Here is a 19142-nt window from a genome sequence, read left to right as displayed (position 1 = left end):
GGTGTCGTGGGGGCTGAGGGTGGGTTGCGGGAGCGCAAGAAACTGCAGACGCGGGCGGCGTTGGCCGACGCCGCGTTGCGGCTGGCGTTGGAGAAGGGGCCGGAGCACGTCACGGTGGAGGAGATCGCCGAGGCGGCCGACGTGTCGGTGCGGACGTTCTTCAACTACTTCCCGCACAAGGAGCATGCGATCCTCGCGCGCAATCCGGAGCAGCTGGTCCGGGCGCTCGAGCGGATGCGGGCCGCGCCCGCCGGCGAGTCGCCGCTGACCACGATGTCGTTCATCGTGCACGACGTACTGCGGGAGCTCGAGAGCGACGGGCAACTGTCCCGGCGCGGTGAGCTGATCATGAGCTCCCCGACCCTGCTGTACCAGCTGATGATGTCGAGCATCGACGACGAGCGGCAGCTCACCGAGGCGCTCACCGAGCGGATGGGCGAGCCGGCCGGTTCGATCCGGCCCGCGCTGATCGTCAGTACTGCGGGCGCCGCCTGCCGGGTGGTGATGGAGCTGCACAAGACCGCCCCGGACCGCCCGATCCCCGAACTGCTCGACGAAGCGTTCCAACTACTTGCCCAGGGCATCGACACCGCCTTCGCGGCAGCTGACCAGAAAGGCAACTCATGACGACGACCTCGTCATCCACCCCGGAACCGGTGGGTGAGGTCACCGCCACTCTTACTCCACGGCAGACGATCCAGGCGATGTCCGGCCTGATGATGGGTCTGTTCGTGGCCATCCTCGCCGGCACCGTGGTCTCGACCGCACTGCCGCGGATCATCCATGACCTGGGCGCCAGCCAGTCCTCGTACACCTGGGTCGTCACGCTCGAGCTGCTGACGATGACGGCCACCGTGCCGTTGTGGGGCAAGCTCGCCGACCTCTACAACAACAAGCTGCTGATCCAGCTCTCGCTGAGCTTCTTCGTGATCGGTTCGCTGGTCGCCGGCTTCGCGCCGAACATCGAGGTACTGCTCGGCAGTCGCGTGCTCCAGGGTCTCGGCGGTGGCGGTCTGACCGCGCTGGTGCAGATCGTGATGGCGGCGATCATCCCGCCGCGTGAGCTCGGCCGGTACTCCGGTGTGTTCGGCGCGATCTTCGCGTCCGCGACCGTCGGCGGACCGCTGCTCGGCGGTTTCCTGGTCGACTCGCCGCTCGGTTGGCGGGCCTGCTTCCTGATCGGCGTACCGTTCGTGATCGCCGCGATGATCCTGCTGCAGCGCACGCTGAAGCTGCCGACCGTGAAACGGGACGTGAAGATCGACTGGTGGGGTGCGGTCCTGATCATGGGCGGCGTCAGCACGCTGCTCGTCTGGTCCTCGTTCGCCGGGAACAAGTTCGACTGGGTCTCCGGCTGGAGCTTCGCGCTGGTCGGGGCCGCTGCGGTCCTGTTGCTGGCCGCCGTACTGGTCGAGCGCCGGCACCCGGAGCCGATCATCCCGATGGACCTGTTCCGCAACCGCACGGTAACGCTGGCCATCATCGCCAGCGCACTGGTCGGGGTGGCGATGTTCGCCGGCTCGGTGTTCCTCGCGCAGTACTTCCAGATCGCGCAGGGCTACACGCCGACCAAGGCCGGTCTGATGAGCCTGCCGATGATCCTCGGCATGATGACCGCGTCGACGATCGCCGGTGCGCTGATCACGAAGTACGGCCGCTGGAAGATCTACCTGGTCGTCGGCAGTGTGCTGCTGCCGATCGGGCTGGCGTTGTTCGGCACGATCGACGCGCACACGTCGAAGTACATGCTGTGGGCCTTCATGCTGGTCCTCGGTGTCGGCATCGGTCTGGTGATGCAGAACCTGGTCCTCGCCGCACAGAACGACGTACCGGCTCGTGAGCTGGGTGCGGCGACGTCGGCGGTCAGCTTCTTCCGGAGCATGGGCGGCACCATCGGCGTCAGCGTCCTCGGCGCGGTGCTGGCCAACAAGGTCACCGAGATGCTGAACCCGGGCGGCGCGTCCTCGGGCGCGGGCAGCGCCGTACCGAACATCAAGGACCTGCCGGACCAGGTACGCGTCGTGGTCGAGAACGCCTACGGCGACGCGACCGCGGACCTGTTCATGATGTCGGTCCCGTTCGCCGTACTGGCCCTGATAGCAGTCCTGTTCATCAAGGAAAAGGCACTCCTCACCACGTCCGGAGCCGAGCGGCGAGCGCAGGAGGAGCCTGACATCCTGGACGCATGATCGTTGCCTTCAGTATCAGTCCGGCCGCCGGCGATGAGACCGGAGGCGTGAGCGAAGCGGTGGCTGAGGCCGTCCGCGTCGTTCGTGCCTCCGGTCTTCCCAACGAGACCAATGCGATGTTCACCAACCTCGAGGGCGAGTGGGACGAGGTGATGGCGGTGGTCAAACGGGCCGTCGACGCCGTCGCCGCCGTCTCACCGCGGGTCAGTTTGGTACTGAAGGCCGACATCCGCCCGGGCTACACGGGCCAGCTGACCGCGAAGGTCGAGCGGATCGAGCAGGCCTTAGGCGACTGAGTTGAGGGCCGCGACGACTGACTCGTAGCGGTTCTCCTTTTCGGCGTTGCGGAGGAAGTGGACTCGGGTGACGAGGATTTCCTCGGCGTTGGGGTTGTCCTTCAGGAGCTGGATGGTTTCGTCGGCGTATTCGGCCAGGGGCATGGCGTGTGGGTCGTTCTCCTGGTTGAGGAGGGTCGTCTGCACCGCCGGTGGGACGAGCTCGATCACCTGGAGCGGGAGCTGGTGGCGGAGGCTCTGGGTGTAGCTGTGGATGGCTGCCTTCGTCGCGTTGTACGTCGGCGTGATCACGAGCGGGACGAAGGCGAGGCCCGAGCTGACGGTCATGATGACCGCGTCCTGCTGCTCGAGCAGATGCGGCGTGAAGGCCGCGACGGTGCGGATCGTGCCCAGCAGGTTGATCGTGATGATCTCTTCGGCCAGGGCCAGGTCGTGGTTCTTGAGGTCCTCGGGCTGCATGATGCCGGCCATCGTGATCAGGACGTTCACAGCCGGGTACTTCGTGGTGACCGCTTCATAGGCGGCGGTGATCGACGCCGGGTCGGCGACGTCGAGCTGGACGCCGTCGATGCCGTCCTCGGCGGCGATCCGGTCGAGGAGGTCCTTGCGGCGGCCGCTGATGATCACGGTGTTGCCGAGGTCGCGGAAGCGGCGGGCGAGTTCGAGGCCGATACCCGACGTACCGCCGGTGAGGAAGATCGTGTTGCCGGTCGTTTTCATGGCTCCAGGTTGGCGCTGGATGCCGACGGCAACCAGGCTGTGGTCAGCCTCTGCTTGCCAAGCCGTGGATAACGGCCGGGACGCCCTGTCATTCGGAGGGACACTGGACCTATGGAGTACTCCGACCTGTCCGACTTCCTGCGCAAACGCCGCGAGGCCCTGCAACCCGAGGACGTCGGCATGCCGCGCGGGCGCCGGCGCCGTACGCCCGGCCTGCGCCGCGAGGAGGTCGCCGCGCTGGCGTCGATGTCGACGGACTACTACAGCCGACTCGAAGGCGGCCGCGGTCCGCAGCCGTCGGTCGAGATGCTCGGCGCGATCGCTCGCGCCCTGCGCCTGACGCTCGACGAGCGCGACCACCTGTTCCTGCTCGCCGGTCACGGTACGCCGCCACGCTCGACGCGCGCCGACCACGTCGACCCCGGGATGCTGCGGATTCTCGACCGGCTGCACGACACCCCCGCGATGTTGCTGAACCGGGTCGGCGAGGTGGTCGCCCAGACCCCGACACACGTCGCATTCGCGGGTGAGCTGACCAACTTCCAGGGCATGGAGCGCAGCGAGGTGTACCGCTGGTTCATGCACCCGGAGACGCGCGCTCTGTACGCCGAGCCCGAGCTGACCACGCACAGCAAGCTGCTCGTCTCGATGCTGCGGACGGTCGCGACCATCGACGGCCCGAAGTCGTACGCCGCCTCGATCGTGCGCGCGCTGCAGAAGGCCAGCCCGGAGTTCGCCGAGATCTGGGACGCGCACGAGGTCGTGGTCGCGCACAGCCGGACGAAGCGATTCCGGCATCCGTCGGTGGGCGACCTCGAGCTGTACTGCGAGCTGATCGACAACCGCGACCAGCAGCAGACGCTGATCGTCTTCACCGCCGAGCCGGGCAGCGAGAGCGCGGAGAAGTTGCGGTTGCTGAGCGTTCTGGGCAGTCAGGTGATGGGCTCTGGACAGGGCTTTGATCGGGAGTTAATTTAAGATCTGAAATTTCAGAAGGTTCTGACGGAAAGGTCCGCCCCCATGCTTTCCGATCGTTTTCGCCTGCCCACCTTCCTGCTCGCCTTGGTCCTCGTGATCAGTGGCCTGACCTCGCCCGCCGTCGCCGCGGTCCAAACCTTCAAGGTGCTCGCCTTCTACAGCGGTACCTGGGACGCCGCCCATATCGACTTCGAGAAGGAAGCGAACCAGCGCTTCCCGCAGTTCGGAGCGGACAACGGGTTCTCCTACACGGCAACGAACAACTGGGACCAGCTCGACAATCTCAGCGCCTCGCAGTACCAGGTGGTGATGTTCCTCGACGACTCGCCGCACACCGACGCCCAACGCAACGGGTTCAAGAACTACATGGACAACGGTGGCGCGTTCTTCGGGTTCCACGTGTCGGCGTACAACGATGCGAGTGGCAACTGGCCGTGGTTCAACAACACGTTCCTCGGTACCGGGTACTTCGTCTCGAACACCTGGGGGCCGACGGCGGTGACGCTGCGGACCGAGAACCGTTCACATCCGGCGCTGGTGAACACCGGAGCGACGTTCCGGTCGTCGGTGAGTGAGTGGTACAGCTGGCAGAACGATCTGCGGAACAACCCCGAGATCCAGATCCTGGCCTCGATCGACCCATCCAGCTTCCCGGTCGGCACCGATCCGAACCAGACCTGGTACTCCGGCTACTACCCGATCATCTGGACCAACAAGCACTACAAGATGATCTACGCGAACTTCGGCCACAACGCGATGAACTACGACACCAACACCAGGCTGTCGTCGACGTTCGACAGCCCGGCGCAGAACCAGTTCATGATGGACGCCCTGAAGTGGCTCGGCGGTGCCGGTACCACGCCGCCGGCGGGCCAGCCGTCGCCGACCGCGTGGTACCGGATCGCCAACAAGGGCAACGGAAAATGTGTCGACGCCCGCGCCGCCGGGACCGCGAACGGGACCGTCATCCAGCAGTACACCTGCAACGGCACGCAGGCGCAGCAGTTCCAGTTCCAGCCGACGTCCGGCGGTTTCACCCGGGTGAACAACCGCAACGACGAGACCAAGGTGATCGACGTGACCGGGGTGTCGGCGGCGGACAATGCGGGCCTGCAGTTGTGGATGTACAGCGGCGGAAACAACCAGCAATGGCAGGCGGTTTCCGAAGGTTCCGGAAACTTCCATTTCGTCAGCAGGTACAGCAGCAAGTGCCTGGCCGTCCCGAACAGTTCGGTCGCAGACAGCACGCAATTGGTCCAACTCACCTGCGACGGAGGCGCGGCGCAGTCTTTTCAGCTGACGGCGGGTTAGATTTCCGCGCATGAGAATCCTGCGTGTGGCCGCTCTCGCGGCAGGAGGTCTGTTGTTGATGGCGAACGTCGTACCCGCTCAGGCGCACGGCGGACCGTCGTACCGGTGGGAGTTGACGCCGACTGGTACGACGGCGCAGTTCCGTGGACTGGCCGCGGTCAGTAAGGACGTCGCCTGGGTGGCCGGTACGTCGGGCACCGTGTTCCGGACGGTCGACGGCGGGAAGCACTGGCAGAACGTCAGTCCGGCCGGTGCGGAAAGCCTGCAGTTCCGCGACGTCGAGGCCTTCGACGCACGGCGGGCCGTCGCGCTGACGATCGGCGAAGGGGAGGACTCCCGGGTCTACCGCACCGACGACGGTGGGAAGACGTGGTCGGAAACCTTCCGCAACACCGACCCGAAGGCGTTCTACGACTGCATCGCGTTCAACGACGCCAAGCATGGGCTGGCGATGAGCGACCCGGTGGACGGGAAGTTCCGGATCGCGGCGACGTCGGACGGCGGCAGGTCCTGGCAGGTGCAGCCGACCGGCGGGATGCCGGCCGCGCTGACCGGCGAGTTCGGCTTCGCCGCGAGCGGGACCTGCCTGGTCGCGGGACCGGGCCGGACGGCCTGGTTCGCGACCGGTGGTGGCGACCGGCCGCGGGTGTTCCGGACCGACGACGGCGGCCGGCACTGGACGGTCGCGGACTCGCCGATGGCCAGTGGTGCGGCGGCCGGAATCTTCAGCCTGGCGTTCCGGAACACGTTGTTCGGCGTCGCCGTCGGCGGTGACTTCACCAAGCCGACAGAGGCGGTGAACGCGGCCTCGGTGACGTACGACGGTGGCCGCACGTGGAAGCTGGTACCGGCCGACCAGGCGCCGAAGGGCTACCGGAGTGGTTCGCACTTCGTCCCGTGGTCGCCGTTCACCGTGATCGCGGTCGGCCCGTCCGGGAGCGACGTGAGTTTCGACGGCGGGCGGAGCTGGAAGCAGTTCTACGACGGCAGCTTCGACAGTGTCGAGTGCGCCGGCCACGGCATCAACGCCGGCTGCTGGGCCTCCGGAGCGAAGGGCGCGGTCGGCCGCCTGGTGCACTGAGCTGCCGGTCGTGTCATGAACTGACGTTCAGCTCGGCGACACTCGCTCGTCGCGCGGGTGTCGCCGGTTTTCCGGAAAGATGGGCGCATGCGTAAATTGCTGACCGTTCTGGTGGGGTTGCTGATGGTAGTAGCTACTGTGGCCGCGGCTCAGCCGGACGCGGGTCGTCCGGGCCGGCCGTTGACCGTGATGACCTACAACATCCACCACGGCGCGGGGATCGACGGCGTCCTCGACCTGGAGCGGATCGCCGTACTGATCGAGCAGTCCAAGGCCGACGTGATCGGGCTGCAGGAGGTCGACCGGCACTGGGCCGCGCGGAGCAACTGGGTGGACCAGCCGGCCTGGTTCGCGCAGCGGCTGAAGATGCACTACGCGTACGCCGCCAACCTCGATCTGCCGCCGGTGAACCCGGGGGAGCCGCGTCGCCAGTACGGGACCGCGATCTTGTCGAAGTACCCGATCCAGGACTTCGAGAACACCCTGCTGCCGCTGTACCCGACCGGTGAACAGCGTGGCCTCGCGGTGGCGAACCTCACAGTGCGCGGCGCGAAACTGCGCTTCGCGAACACCCATCTGACCAGCAACAACAACGCCGAACGGCTCGAGCAGGCGCAGAAGGTGGTCGAGCTGCTGAGCGGTTCGACGACGCCCACGCTGCTCGTCGGCGACCTGAACGCGACCCCGATGGCGCCGGAGATCAAGACGCTGACCGCCGTGTACGACGACACCTGGCCCGAGGTCGGCAGCGGTCCGGGCTACACGATCGAGGCGGACAAGCCGACGAAGCGGATCGACTTCCAGCTGCACAGCGCGGGCCTGCGCCCGACGCAGGCTTCAGTGCCGGTGACGCCGGCCTCGGACCACCTGCCGGTGGTCGCGTCGTTCGTCCTGAGCTGAATCCCAGCGATCCCCGCAACGCCCCTCCGCAACCGGTGCGGAGGGGCGTTTTTCGCGCGCCCACCTGCGACTTCGCGGAATTACAAGCTTGTAGTTTGTCAAGTCGACACACGGGTGAAACAAAGATACTTGTGTGAAAACTGTTCCCAATGGGGCTCTAGGCAACTAGTGTCACGTATGTGGTCCAGGAGGACCAAAAGTTCACGAACCCTGGGGAAGGGGTTCGTGACCGGCGGAAGGAACGACTCCGATGCGGACGCCCCTCAGGGCCACGTCCGGCGAACGGGTCGCGAGTGCTGGGAAGACCGGACGGGCAGCCAAGCTGCTGACCTCTGGGGTGCTCGCGATCTGCTTGGCCGGCTCGATGGCCGTGCCCACGCTCCCGGCCGAGGCAGCCAAGCCGAAGCCGCCGGTGATCCCGTCCAAGGCCGCGGTCGAGCGGGCCAAGCAGGCCGCGAACTCGAAGGCCGCCCAGGTCGCCAAGATCGAGCGCGAACTCGCCGCGGCGAACGCCCGGCTCGAGCAGCTCGGGATCCAGTCCGGTATCGCCGACGAGGCCTACAACGGTGCCGTGTACCGGTTGCAGCTGGCGCAGGCCGCCGCGACCGCCGCCGCGGCCCGGGCCAAGGAGGCCGAGCAGACGCTCGCCGTCCAGCGGCAGCAGATCGGCCGTTTCGCTGCCGCGTCGTACCAGGGTGGTGGCGACGTCGCGAAGCTCGCGCCGCTGTTCACCGCCGAGGGTCCGCAGCAGTTGCTCGACTCCGCCGGTGCGGCGCACTCGGTGTCGGCCGCGATGCAGGGGTCGTACCTGCGGTTCTCGGCCACGCAGGTGATGGCGAACCTGTTCAAGGTCCAGGCCGACCAGGCGCTCGCGAAGGTGAAGAAGGCAGCCGACGAGGCAGCCGCGGCGAAGAAGGCGGCCGAGGCAGCGGAGGCGGCGCAGGCGGCGGCCGTCACCGCGATCGGTGTGCAGCGGACGAACTCGATCAACCAGCTCGCCGTTCTGCAGAACATCTCGGTCAAGGTCGCCGCCCAGCGGCAGCGCGGGCTCGAAGAGCTCGCCCGGATCAAGGCCGCCGAGGAGGCTGCCCGCAAGGCCGCCGAGCTGAAGCGCCGGATCGCCGCCCGCGAGGCCGCGGAGCGCCGCGCCGCGGCCGCCGAGCGTGCTCGCGAGGAGCAGGAAGCCCGCGAGGAGGCGAAGAAGCACCACGGCAAGAAGCCGCGGCACGACCAGCCTTCGGGTGGCGGTGGGAACGGCAGCGGGAACGGCAACGACGGTGGTGGCGGGAGTTCCTCGGGGCATGGCGCGAAGGCGGCGATCAGGTTCGCGATGCATCAGCTCGGGGACATGTACCTGTGGGGCGCGACCGGTCCGAACCGCTGGGACTGCTCCGGGTTGACACAGGGTGCGTGGGAGCAGGCCGGTGTGCAGCTGCCGCACTACAGCGTCGCGCAGTACGAGCAGATCCAGCACATCCAGGAGGACGACCTCCGGCCAGGCGACCTGATCTTCTGGGCGACCAACCCGAACGACCCGGGCACCATCCACCACGTCGCGATGTACATCGGCAACGGGATGATGATCCACGCCCCCCGCACGGGCAAGCCGGTGCAGATCGACAGCGTCTACTACTGGATTCCCCCGAACTTCTTCGGCCGACCGTAAGCTGTAGTTGTCCCCGGCAACTATTATCCGTTGCCGGGGAACCCCTTTCAGACCAGCCGGTGGCCGCCGTCGGCGTGGAGGACGGTGCCGGTGATGAAACCGTTGCGTAGTAGGGCGATGATGGCGGCGGCGATGTCCTGGGTGTGGCCGATCCGGCCGACCGGGAGGCGGGCCGCCATCGCGGCCAGGGTCGCGGGTGCGGCGTCGCCGGCGACGTCCTGCCAGATCGGCGTGTCCACCCAGCCGGGTGAGACCACGTTGACCCGCAGCGGCGCGAGTTCGACCGCGAGTGCCGCGGCGAGCGAGGCGAGTGCGCCGTTGAGTGCCGCGAGCAACGATGCCTTCGGCCCCGGCCGGTACGCCGCGATGCCCGAGGTGAACACGATCGACCCACCGGGTTCGAGTACCGGGGCGCCGTGCTTGGCGAGCAGCAGCGGCCCGAGCAACTTGGAGTCGACGGCGGAGCGGGCCGCGGCCACGTCGTACGCGATGATCGGCTGGTAGGCGCCGCCGACGTCCGCGGCGGTGCTGACCAGGTGGTTGATCCTGCCGGTGGTCGCGAACAACCGCTCGATGTCCTGCTCGTTCGCTAGATCCATTTCGACGGTTCGTACGCCGAGCTCGGTGCGTACTGCTTCCAATTTGGCCGGGGTCCGGCCCGCGACGGTGACTTCGCTGCCCTGGGCAACGAGCTCGGCGGCGAGCGCGCGGCCCATGCCGGAGCTGCCACCGACGATCACGACGTGTTCCTGCACTGAATCTCCTTCTGTGGTTGACGTTTCGAGCCAACCACCGCGAAGGTCAGTCCGCCAGGACTTGTTGCCTAATGACCGTTAGACCAGGGCTAACGGTCATTGCCCGTAGCACCGGGTTGCTGGAGTCCGAGCGCCAGACGGCGGCGTACCGCGCGACCAGCGGACGGCCCGCGATCGGCCGCCAGACGACATCGGGCGTCGCGGCCCGGCGGGACCCGAGGCTGAAGGCGGATCGCCGGACGAGCAGGGCCGATCGCAGCTGGGAGTGGCTCATGCTGATCTCGCTGAGCCGTACGCCCGGACCGATCCGGCGGAGCGTGTCGTCGTGGAACTCGGGCGCGGCGGCCCGCGGGATCCAGATCAGCTCGAGGCCGGCCAGGTCGCCGAGGGTGAGCTCAGGCCGGTCGCCGAGCGGGTGACCGGCACTCAGCAGGACGCCGAGCTCCTCCTCGGCGAGGTGTTCGGACATGATTGCCGGCGGCAACGTCACCGGCGTACGGACCAGGCCGAGGTCGATCTCGCCGGCGTCGAGCATCCGGAGCTGGTCGGTGGTGGTACCGGCCTCGAGCGTGACGCTGCTGTCCGGGAAGCGTTCGGTGGCGAGCTGTTCGAGCGCGGCCGGGAGCCGTCCGGGGATGCCGTTGAGCAGGCCGAGGCGCAGGACCGGCTCGTCCAGGCCGGCGGCCCGGCGCGTGTCCTTCAGCGCCAGGCCGGCCGCCTGGAGAGTTTCCCGCGCGCGGGCCAGGAAGACCTGCCCGGCCGGGGTGAGTTCGACGCCGCGGGAGTGCCGGATCAGCAGCCGGGTGCCGATCTCGCGTTCGAGCTGCTTGATCTGCTGGCTCAGCGTCGGCGTGGAGATGTACAGCCGCTCGGCGGCCTTGCCGAAATGCAGCTCCTCGGCGACGCCCACGAAGTACCGCAGCTGCCGAAGCTCCACGCCGCTCAGTATCTCAGGGGGTCGCGACCAGCCGCCCCAGGTTTGTCCGGGCGTCGAGGGTTTCGTGGATGCGCGCGACCTCGGCGAGCGGGTGGGTGGCGTGTACGACGGGACGCAGGTCGCCGCTCTGCCAGCGGCGGATGACCTCGGTGATGTCGGCGTGGGCCGCCTCCGGGCGGGCGTTCCGCCAGCCCATGATCGCGACGCCGGTGACCGTCTTGAACCCGAACAGCGCGCCGGGCGGTACCGCGGGCAGCTCGGTCGTGATGGCGCCGTACGTCACCATCGTCCCGACCGGCCGGATCAGGCCGAGGCCCTGCTCGAAGACCTTCCCGCCGACGGCGTCGAGGACCGCGTCGACGCCGTCCGGGGCGAGCTCGCGGACCTTGGCCGGCCAGTCCGGATCGGTCAGGTCGACCGCCTCCGCGCCGAGCGAGCGGATGAAGTCGAGCCGAGCGGGGGAGGACGCCGTGCCGATGACGGTCTTCGGGTCGTAGGAGTGGGCGAGTTGGACGGCGAGGTGGCCGATGGTGCCGGCCGCTGAGTGGATGACGACGGCGCCGCCGGCCGGCAGGTGCGCGGACTCGAGCAACCGGTAGGCGAGCGGCCCGGTCATCCCCATCATGGTCGCCTCGGCCGCGTCGGCCTGGTCCGGGATCGGTGCCAGGAACGCGGCGTCGACGACGGCGTACTCGGCGAACGCGTCCTCGGCCAGTGCGGCGACGCGCTGGCCGACCGCGACGCCGGGCGGGGTCTGTGGTCCGAGTGCGGTGATCCGGCCGACGACCTCACCGGTCAGCGTGCCGGGCAGCGGCCGGTCCCAGGGTGTGCCGCCGCGGCGCAGGACGGTGTCGATCGCGTTCGCACCGATCGCCTCGGCCTGGATCAGCACCTGGCCGGGACCTGGTTCGGGTACGGCGACCTCGTCGAGCTGGAGGACGTCGGGACCGCCGTGGCGGTGGTAGCGCACTGCGCGCATCGTGGGTGCTCCATATCGTGGGGAATAGTAATAATGGGAGAATCCCACGATAACTCCGAGCGGAAGCGTTGCCAATAGAGTTGGTGAGGTGGATACGTCGCCGAACCATCGGCTGTCCGACCAGGTGCTGTTCGCGCTCGGCCGGGCGAGTCAGCACGCCCAGCGGCTGGTCCGGCAGCACATGACCGAGGGCGGCGTCCGCACGTTGCACTACCACGTGCTGGCGAGCCTGGCCGACGACGGCGAGGCGGTCCAGGCCACGCTCGCGGACCGGATCGGGATGGATCGCAGCGACCTCGTCACGCTGCTGGACGAGCTCGAGGAGCTGAAGATGCTGGCGCGGCGGGTCGACGCCGCCGACCGGCGCCGCAAGATCGTCGCGATCACGCCGGCCGGGGAGAAGCAGCTGGCGGACATGGACCAGCTGATCTACGCCGCGGAGGCGGATCTGCTGGCACCACTGACCGCGGCGGAGCGCAAGACCCTGCTGACCCTGCTCCGCCGCGTCTCAGGAGATTAGGCCCTAGTGGCCTTCGGTCTTCAGGCGTTCGAAGGAGGCGGTGATCTCGGCCTCGGCGTCGGCGCGGCCGACCCAGGTGGCGCCCTCGACGGACTTGCCGGGCTCGAGATCCTTGTAGACCTCGAAGAAGTGCTGGATCTCCAGCCGGTCGAACTCCGGCACGTGGTGGATGTCGCGCAGGTGCTCCTGGCGCGGGTCGCCGGCCGGGACACACAGGACCTTGTCGTCCGGGCCCTTCTCGTCGGTCATCCGGAACATGCCGATCGCGCGCGCCTTGATCAGGCAGCCCGGGAAGGTCGGCTCAGGCAGCAGCACGAGGGCGTCCAGGGGGTCGCCGTCCTGGCCCAGGGTGTCCTCGATGAAGCCGTAGTCGGACGGGTACTGCGTCGCGGTGAACAGGGTCCGGTCCAGCCGCAGACGGTTCGTCTTGTGGTCCAGCTCGTACTTGTTACGGGTGCCCTTGGGGATCTCGATGAAGACGTCGAACTCCATACGGCAGATACTGTCACGGTTCGGACCGACGACATGACAGGAGCAGCCCGGTGGCCCGACCTGCCCGTGCGGCATTCGTCACGCTACTGGCCACGGCGCTGTGCGCGGGGCTGGTCAGCAGCGCACGCGCCGTACCCGCATCCGTGCGGACAGGCGCTGCGCAGGCCCCTGCGGTACTGGCCCCGCTGACGACAGAGGGTGCCGCTCCGACCGCTGCTGGTGTCGGTGCGGCCCTGGCCGCGATCCTGAAGGACCCGTCACTCGGCCCGCACCACGGCATCTACGTGTACGACGCGTCGCGGGGGAAGCCGGTGTTCTCGGTCGGGGCGTCAACGCCGTACACGCCTGCCTCCACCTTGAAGCTGCTGACCACGGTGTCGGCGCTGTCGACGCTTGGGCCGGACCACACCTTCGCCACGAAGGTCGTGAGCACCGGTAAGGGTTCGATCGTGCTGGTCGGCGGCGGCGACCCGCTGCTCGCCGTGAAGCAGGCGAACGACTACCCCGCCCGTGCGACGCTCCAGGCGCTCGCTGCGAGTACCGCGAAGGCCCTGAAAGCGCAGGGCGTCGCGTCGGTCACCCTGGGGTACGACGCGTCGCTGTTCACCGGCCCGGCCGTCAACGCGCACTGGGAGGCCAACTACGTCCCGGAGGGCATCGCCGCTCCCACGTCGGCGCTGTGGGTCAACGAAGGACGCGTCTCTCCCGGGATGGCGAGGCGTTCGCCGTCCCCGCCATTGGCAGCTGCCGTGTCCTTCCAGAAGCTCCTGCAGCAGTACGGCATCAAGGTGGCTGCTGCCCCCAAGGCAGCCCTCGCACCGTCGACCGCTGCGCTGTTGGCTCAGGTCAAGTCGCCGACGCTCGGGCAGATCGTCGAGTACATCAACCTGCACAGCGACAACGACGGCGCCGAGACGCTGCTGCGGCACGTGGGGATCGCCACCGGCAACGGAGGGTCGTACGTCGGCGGTGTGAAGGGTGTCCGCGCCACGCTGACCAAGCTCGGTCTGGACGTGTCCAAGGCGATCATCTACGACGGTAGCGGTCTCACGCGCGCCAACAAGGTCCCGCTGGACCTGTTGGCCGGTGCGGTGCGCGTAGCCGTCTCGAAGGACCACCCGGAGCTACGGCACCTCCTGACCGGTCTGCCGATCGCCGGCTTCAACGGGAGCCTCCGCGAGCGGTTCACCACGGCCGGTACCGCTACAGGCCTCGGACTGGTGCACGCGAAGACCGGGACGCTCACCAGCGTCCACAGTCTCGCCGGGTACGCCCGCGATCGCACCGGCACGCTCCTGGTCTTCGCCATCGCCAGCGACAGTGTCCCGGTCCCCAAAACCCTCGATGCGCGCGCCGCTCTCGACCGCGCGACCGCGGCCCTCGCCAACTGCGGCTGCTGATTGTTGGGACAAACCACTAGGGTTTTTATATGAGTACGGCGGATAGCGGGACCACGACCGAGATGGTCGACTGGCAGCTGGCGACCGGCGTGGCGCGGAAGCTGGTGCGCCCTGGGCCGGCGGTCAGCCGTGCGGAGGCGGACCGGGTGGTCGCCGAGCTGCGGCAGTTCGCTGCCGAGTCCGAAGGACATGTCCGCGAGTTCACCGGGCTGCAGGCCACCTCGGCCACGGCGCCCGTGGTGATCGTGGACCGGCCCGGCTGGGTGCAGGCGAACGCGGACGGTTTCCGGACCGTACTGCAACCTTTGGCCGAGAAGCTGCGCCAGAAGGCCGACCGCGCCGCCCTGGCGTCCGCAGTCGGCTCCCGGGTCACCGGGATCGAGGCGGGCGCACTGCTGGCGTTCCTGTCGTCGAAGGTGCTCGGGCAGTTCGACCCGTTCTACCCGGCGGAGCCGGACCCCGACCGGCCGCACCTGACCGGGCGGCTGCTGCTGGTGGCGCCCAACGTCGTCCACGTGGAGTCCGAGCTGGGCGTCGTACCGCGGGACTTCCGGCTGTGGGTGTGTCTGCACGAGGAGACGCACCGGGTCCAGTTCACCGCCGTACCGTGGCTGCGGGACCACCTGCGGTCGGAGCTCGCGCTCTTCCTGGACCAGGCCGAGCTGGACGCCTCGGCGTACGCGGCGATGTTCCGCGAGGCCGTGCAGCGGCTGGGCCGGTCGGTACGCGGCGAGGGCGAGCTGAGCCTCGTGGACCTCATGCAGTCGCCGGAGCAGCGTGCAGTGCTGGACCGGCTGACCGCAGTCATGTCCTTGCTGGAAGGCCACGCGGACTACGTGATGGACGGGGTCGGGCCGTCGGTCATCCCGACCGTCGAGACGATCCGGTCCAAGTTCACGTCCCGGCGGGCGAGTGGGAACCCGCTGGACCAGCTGCTGAAGCGGCTGCTCGGCCTGGACGCCAAGCTGCGCCAGTACAAGGACGGAGCGGCCTTCGTCCGCCGGGTCGTCGACAGCGTCGGTATGGAGGGCTTCAACCGGGTCTGGACCGGTCCGAACACGCTGCCGACCAAGAACGAGATCGCGGATCCGGATGCCTGGGTCGCCCGACTCCACGGCTGAGGGCCTGATCGAGCAACGGCGCGGGAAGCTCCACCCGGCCGTTGCCCGGACCCGTGAGGCCGTCCGTGCGACGCTCGCCGAGCTGCCGCAGGGTACGACGGTGCTCGTGGCCTGCTCCGGTGGCACCGACTCGCTGGCGCTGGCGGCCGCGACCGCGTTCGAGGCACCGAAGCTCGGGCTGCGGGCAGGGGCCGTGGTGGTGGACCACGGGCTGCAGGCCGACTCCGCTCACATCGCGGAGATCGCCGCTGAACAGTGCCGGTCCGTCGGGCTGGACCCTGTCCTCGTCCGGGCGGTGGAGGTGGGCACCGCGGGCGGGCCGGAAGGCGCGGCGCGGACGGCCCGGTACGACGCTCTGCGAGACGCGGCCGATGAGCTGGGAGCCGACGTCGTGCTGTTGGCCCACACCCGTGATGATCAAGCCGAGACTGTTCTCCTCGGGTTGGGGCGGGGTTCAGGGGCTCGGTCGCTGGCCGGTATGGCGGCTGCCGTGGGGCTGTTGCGGCGGCCGTTCTTGGAGGTGCCTCGGGCTACGACCGCGGCTGCTTGTATCGCCTCGGGGCTGCGGCCGTGGCACGACCCGCACAACGACGACCCGCAGTACGTACGCGTCCGGGTGCGGCACGAGGTGCTGCCGGTGCTGGAGCAGGCGCTGGGGCCCGGTGTGGTCGAGGCCCTGGCCCGTACGGCGGGCCTGCTCCGCGCGGATGCCGACGCCCTCGATCAGCTCGCCGCGGACGTTGCGGAGACCGCACTGAGCCGTGCTGACAGGCAGGTCCGCTGCGACGTCGGCGTCCTTGTGGAGGAGCCCGCGGCGATCCGTACGCGGGTCCTGCGACAGGCCGCGCTGGAAGCAGGTTGCCGGGCGACGGACCTGACCGCCGGGCACGTCGCGGCGGTCGACGCACTGGTCACCGACTGGCGCGGCCAGCGCTGGATCGATCTGCCCCAGGGGATCCGCGCGGTCCGCCGGGGCGGATTCATCGCATTCGGTCCCGATGTGACAGGCTGAGGCGCGTGGATGCTTCGGACATCGAGAAGGACCTGAGCACGATCCATTACACCGAGGACCAGATCCTGGCGAAGCTGCGGGAACTGGCCGGGCGGATCGAGCAGGACTACGAGGGCAAGGACCTCCTCATCGTCGGCGTTCTCAAGGGTGCCGTGATGGTGATGGCCGATCTCGCCCGGGCGCTCACCCGGCACGTCGAGATGGACTGGATGGCGGTCTCGTCGTACGGCTCCGGGACCAAGTCGTCGGGGGTGGTCCGGATCCTCAAGGACCTGGATACCGACATCAGCGGCCGGCACGTGCTGATCGTCGAGGACATCATCGACACCGGGCTGACGCTCAGTTGGCTGGTCAGCAACCTGCAGTCCCGCGGCCCGGCCTCGGTGGAGATCTGCACCGCGTTCCGCAAGCCGGACGCGGCGGCCAAGATGGCGGTCCCGGTGAAGTACGTCGGGTTCGACCTGCCGGACGAGTTCGTCGTCGGGTACGGGCTGGACTACGCGGAGAAGTACCGGAACCTGCGCTGCGTCGGGACACTGGCGCCGCACGTCTATTCCTGACCGGCTCCGGCAGGCAGACTTGGTGACGGCCTGTACAACGGGTCGCAACCGTCCTTTCGTGACCCTCGTGATGTGTTGTCTTGTGCGACACGAGACACTTGGGATGGTGTTACCGTCACAAGCCCGTTTTCCGGGCCTGCCGAGCTAGGAGGGACGGGGCGTCGGCCCCGATCATGGACGTGAAGCGCATCTTCCGCGGACCCCTGTTCTGGATCGTCGTCGCCTTCCTGGGCGTGCTGGTGATCGGGCAGCTCCTGACCGGCTCGACCGGGTACAAGACCGAGCCCACCGGACAGGTCGTCCAGCTCATCCAGCAGGCCAAGTCGTCCAGCGACAAGTCGATCAAGTCGGTGACGCTGAACAACCCGGACGAAGAGATCCGGGTGGAGAAGACCGACGGGACCAAGATCCGGGCGCACTACGTCGACGGCCAGGGCGAGACACTCGGGACCGACCTGCAGACCCTGTTCCAGGACGGCAAGATCGAGCGGTACGACGTGGAGAACCCGAAGCCGAGCTTCATCGGCCAGGTGTTCTCGACGCTGATCCCGTTCCTGCTGATCGCGGTCGTGTTCATCTTCCTGATGAACTCGATGCAGGGCGGCGGCTCCCGGGTGATGAGCTTCGCCAAGTCCAAGGCGAAGCTGGTGACCAAGGACACACCGAAGACCACGTTCGCCGACGTCGCGGGCGTGGACGAGGCGATCGAGGAGCTCCAGGAGATCAAGGAGTTCCTCCAGGAGCCGGGCAAGTTCCAGGCCGTCGGCGCCAAGATCCCGAAGGGCGTGCTGCTCTACGGACAGCCCGGTACCGGCAAGACCCTGCTGGCCCGTGCGGTCGCCGGTGAGGCCGGGGTGCCGTTCTACTCGATCTCCGGTTCGGACTTCGTCGAGATGTTCGTCGGTGTCGGTGCCTCCCGGGTCCGGGACCTGTTCGAGCAGGCCAAGACGAACGCGCCGGCGATCGTGTTCATCGACGAGATCGACGCCGTCGGCCGGCACCGTGGCGCGGGTCTGGGCGGCGGTCACGACGAGCGCGAGCAGACCCTGAACCAGCTGCTGGTCGAGATGGACGGCTTCGACGTCCGCGGCGGTGTGATCCTGATCGCGGCCACCAACCGGCCTGACGTGCTCGACCCCGCGCTGCTGCGGCCCGGCCGCTTCGACCGGCAGATCGCCGTCGACGCGCCGGACCTGCCCGGCCGGCAGAAGATCCTCAAGGTGCACGCCCGCGGCAAGCCGATGGCGCAGGACGTCGACCTCACCGCGGTCGCCCGCCGGACGCCGGGTATGACCGGTGCCGACCTCGCCAACGTGCTGAACGAGGCGGCCCTGCTGACCGCCCGCTCGAACGCGCAGCTGATCGACAACCGCGCGCTGGACGAGGCCATCGACCGCGTGATCGCCGGCCCGCAGCGCCGGACCCGGCTGATGTCGGACAAGGAGAAGGTGCTCACCGCGTACCACGAGGGCGGCCACGCCCTGGTCGCGGCGGCGCTGCCGCACTCCGACCCGGTGCAGAAGGTGACGATCCTGCCGCGTGGCCGGGCGCTCGGCTACACGATGGTGATGCCGGACGAGGACAAGTACTCGACCACCCGGTCGGAGATGCTGGACAAGCTGGCCTACATGCTCGGCGGCCGGGCCGCCGAGGAGATGGTCTTCCACGACCCGACCACGGGCGCGAGCAACGACATCGAGAAGGCCAGCGCGCTGGCCCGCGCGATGGTCACGCAGTACGGCATGACCGAGCGGCTCGGTGCGATCAAGTTCGGCCAGGACAGCAGCGAGCCGTTCCTCGGCCGGGACTTCGGCAGCCAGCGGAACTACTCCGAGGAGATCGCGGCCGCGGTCGACGAGGAGGTCGGCAAGCTGATCCTGAACGCGCACCAGGAGGCCTTCGACATCCTGGTCGAGAACCGGTCGGTTCTGGACCACCTGGTCGAGGAACTGCTGGAGAAGGAGACCCTGGACAAGCACCAGATCGCCCGGATCTTCGAGCCGGTGATCATGCGCGAGCGGCGGCCGGCCTGGACCGGTTCGTCGACCCGGGTCCCGTCGGACCAGCCGCCGGTGATGCCGGTCCCGGCCGCGCAGAACGGCCACGACGGCCAGAACGGCTCGCTGTCCGACGTCCTGCCGGGCGGCTCGGTCGGCCCGGACGAGGCGATCCGCCCGCCGGACTACGGCAGCGGCCCGACCCCGCCGAACCACCAGTAGCCCCGC

General features: G+C 68.5%; 19 protein-coding genes. 14 read left to right on the top strand and 5 right to left on the bottom strand.

The genetic code is table 11. The annotated features are described in order from the left end of the window. Window positions 1–6 precede the first annotated feature (6 nt). Genes FB475_RS12270 through FB475_RS12260 form a run of 3 tightly spaced genes read left to right on the top strand, consistent with a single transcriptional unit; the run spans window position 7 to window position 2485 of the window. Entirely contained in the window at window positions 7–627 is a 621-nt protein-coding gene (locus FB475_RS12270; protein WP_141855477.1) for a TetR family transcriptional regulator, read from the top strand. Beyond that, entirely contained in the window at window positions 624–2189 is a 1566-nt protein-coding gene (locus tag FB475_RS12265; protein WP_141855475.1) for an MDR family MFS transporter, read from the top strand. The genes FB475_RS12270 and FB475_RS12265 overlap by 4 nt, the downstream gene beginning before the upstream one ends. Beyond that, a complete protein-coding gene (locus tag FB475_RS12260; RefSeq protein WP_141855473.1) occupies window positions 2186–2485 on the top strand; it encodes a thiamine-binding protein in 300 nt (99 codons plus the stop codon). The genes FB475_RS12265 and FB475_RS12260 overlap by 4 nt, the downstream gene beginning before the upstream one ends. Here FB475_RS12260 and FB475_RS12255 read toward each other — a convergent pair. Beyond that, window positions 2474–3205: an SDR family oxidoreductase gene (locus FB475_RS12255; RefSeq protein WP_141855471.1), complete on the bottom strand. Its 732-nt coding sequence runs from the start codon at window positions 3203–3205 to the stop codon at window positions 2474–2476. The two genes, FB475_RS12260 and FB475_RS12255, sit on opposite strands and share 12 nt — an antisense overlap. Before the next feature lie 111 nt (window positions 3206–3316). Here FB475_RS12255 and FB475_RS12250 point away from each other — a divergent pair, with 111 nt between their 5' ends. The 5 genes from FB475_RS12250 to FB475_RS12230 all read left to right on the top strand — a co-directional run bounded on the left by FB475_RS12250 (window position 3317) and on the right by FB475_RS12230 (window position 9141). Then, window positions 3317–4183: a helix-turn-helix transcriptional regulator gene (locus tag FB475_RS12250; RefSeq protein ID WP_141855469.1), complete on the top strand. Its 867-nt coding sequence runs from the start codon at window positions 3317–3319 to the stop codon at window positions 4181–4183. Between the two features lie 42 nt (window positions 4184–4225). Next, window positions 4226–5494, top strand: a complete 1269-nt coding sequence (locus FB475_RS12245; RefSeq protein WP_141855467.1) for a ThuA domain-containing protein — start codon at window positions 4226–4228, stop codon at window positions 5492–5494. A 10-nt stretch (window positions 5495–5504) separates the two neighbouring features. Further along, window positions 5505–6575: a WD40/YVTN/BNR-like repeat-containing protein gene (locus FB475_RS12240; RefSeq protein WP_141855465.1), complete on the top strand. Its 1071-nt coding sequence runs from the start codon at window positions 5505–5507 to the stop codon at window positions 6573–6575. A gap of 87 nt (window positions 6576–6662) precedes the next feature. Then, window positions 6663–7475, top strand: a complete 813-nt coding sequence (locus FB475_RS12235) for an endonuclease/exonuclease/phosphatase family protein (RefSeq protein ID WP_141855463.1) — start codon at window positions 6663–6665, stop codon at window positions 7473–7475. Between the two features lie 250 nt (window positions 7476–7725). Next, window positions 7726–9141 (top strand): C40 family peptidase, encoded by a 1416-nt coding sequence (locus FB475_RS12230; RefSeq protein WP_141855461.1) that lies wholly within the window; start codon window positions 7726–7728, stop codon window positions 9139–9141. Window positions 9142–9188: 47 nt separating this feature from the next. Here FB475_RS12230 and FB475_RS12225 read toward each other — a convergent pair whose 3' ends face one another. From FB475_RS12225 to FB475_RS12215, 3 genes are read right to left on the bottom strand one after another with little or no spacing between them, the layout of a single operon-like run. Continuing rightward, entirely contained in the window at window positions 9189–9896 is a 708-nt protein-coding gene (locus tag FB475_RS12225; protein ID WP_202878309.1) for an SDR family oxidoreductase, read from the bottom strand. Window positions 9897–9942: 46 nt separating this feature from the next. Beyond that, entirely contained in the window at window positions 9943–10833 is an 891-nt protein-coding gene (locus tag FB475_RS12220) for a LysR family transcriptional regulator (RefSeq protein WP_141855459.1), read from the bottom strand. 13 nt (window positions 10834–10846) lie between these two features. Continuing rightward, entirely contained in the window at window positions 10847–11812 is a 966-nt protein-coding gene (locus FB475_RS12215; protein ID WP_141855458.1) for a quinone oxidoreductase family protein, read from the bottom strand. Window positions 11813–11900: 88 nt separating this feature from the next. Here FB475_RS12215 and FB475_RS12210 point away from each other — a divergent pair, with 88 nt between their 5' ends. Next, window positions 11901–12332, top strand: coding sequence for a MarR family winged helix-turn-helix transcriptional regulator (locus FB475_RS12210; protein ID WP_141855456.1), 432 nt, complete (start codon window positions 11901–11903; stop codon window positions 12330–12332). Between the two features lie 3 nt (window positions 12333–12335). On the opposite strand, the gene FB475_RS12205 is transcribed toward FB475_RS12210, so the two are convergent. Next, on the bottom strand, window positions 12336–12824 hold the full coding sequence (locus FB475_RS12205) for an inorganic diphosphatase (protein WP_141855454.1): 489 nt from the start codon (window positions 12822–12824) through the stop codon (window positions 12336–12338). A 50-nt stretch (window positions 12825–12874) separates the two neighbouring features. Between FB475_RS12205 and dacB the strand changes: the two genes are divergently transcribed. From dacB to ftsH, 5 genes are all read left to right on the top strand, one after another. Further along, window positions 12875–14224, top strand: a complete 1350-nt coding sequence (dacB, locus tag FB475_RS12200; RefSeq protein ID WP_141855452.1) for a D-alanyl-D-alanine carboxypeptidase/D-alanyl-D-alanine endopeptidase — start codon at window positions 12875–12877, stop codon at window positions 14222–14224. A gap of 29 nt (window positions 14225–14253) precedes the next feature. Next, window positions 14254–15345, top strand: coding sequence for a zinc-dependent metalloprotease (locus FB475_RS12195; protein WP_238332111.1), 1092 nt, complete (start codon window positions 14254–14256; stop codon window positions 15343–15345). Beyond that, a complete protein-coding gene (gene tilS / locus FB475_RS12190; RefSeq protein ID WP_141855450.1) occupies window positions 15317–16357 on the top strand; it encodes a tRNA lysidine(34) synthetase TilS in 1041 nt (346 codons plus the stop codon). The genes FB475_RS12195 and tilS overlap by 29 nt, the downstream gene beginning before the upstream one ends. Before the next feature lie 5 nt (window positions 16358–16362). After that, on the top strand, window positions 16363–16917 hold the full coding sequence (hpt, locus tag FB475_RS12185; RefSeq protein WP_141855448.1) for a hypoxanthine phosphoribosyltransferase: 555 nt from the start codon (window positions 16363–16365) through the stop codon (window positions 16915–16917). Window positions 16918–17090: 173 nt separating this feature from the next. Next, window positions 17091–19136 (top strand): ATP-dependent zinc metalloprotease FtsH, encoded by a 2046-nt coding sequence (ftsH, locus tag FB475_RS12180; RefSeq protein WP_141855446.1) that lies wholly within the window; start codon window positions 17091–17093, stop codon window positions 19134–19136. Window positions 19137–19142: the final 6 nt, after the last annotated feature.

It is taken from the genome of Kribbella jejuensis, from assembly GCF_006715085.1.
Lineage (GTDB): Bacteria > Actinomycetota > Actinomycetes > Propionibacteriales > Kribbellaceae > Kribbella > Kribbella jejuensis.
Note: the sequence above shows the minus strand (reverse complement) of the source record. Positions and strands in the feature narration are given on the sequence as shown.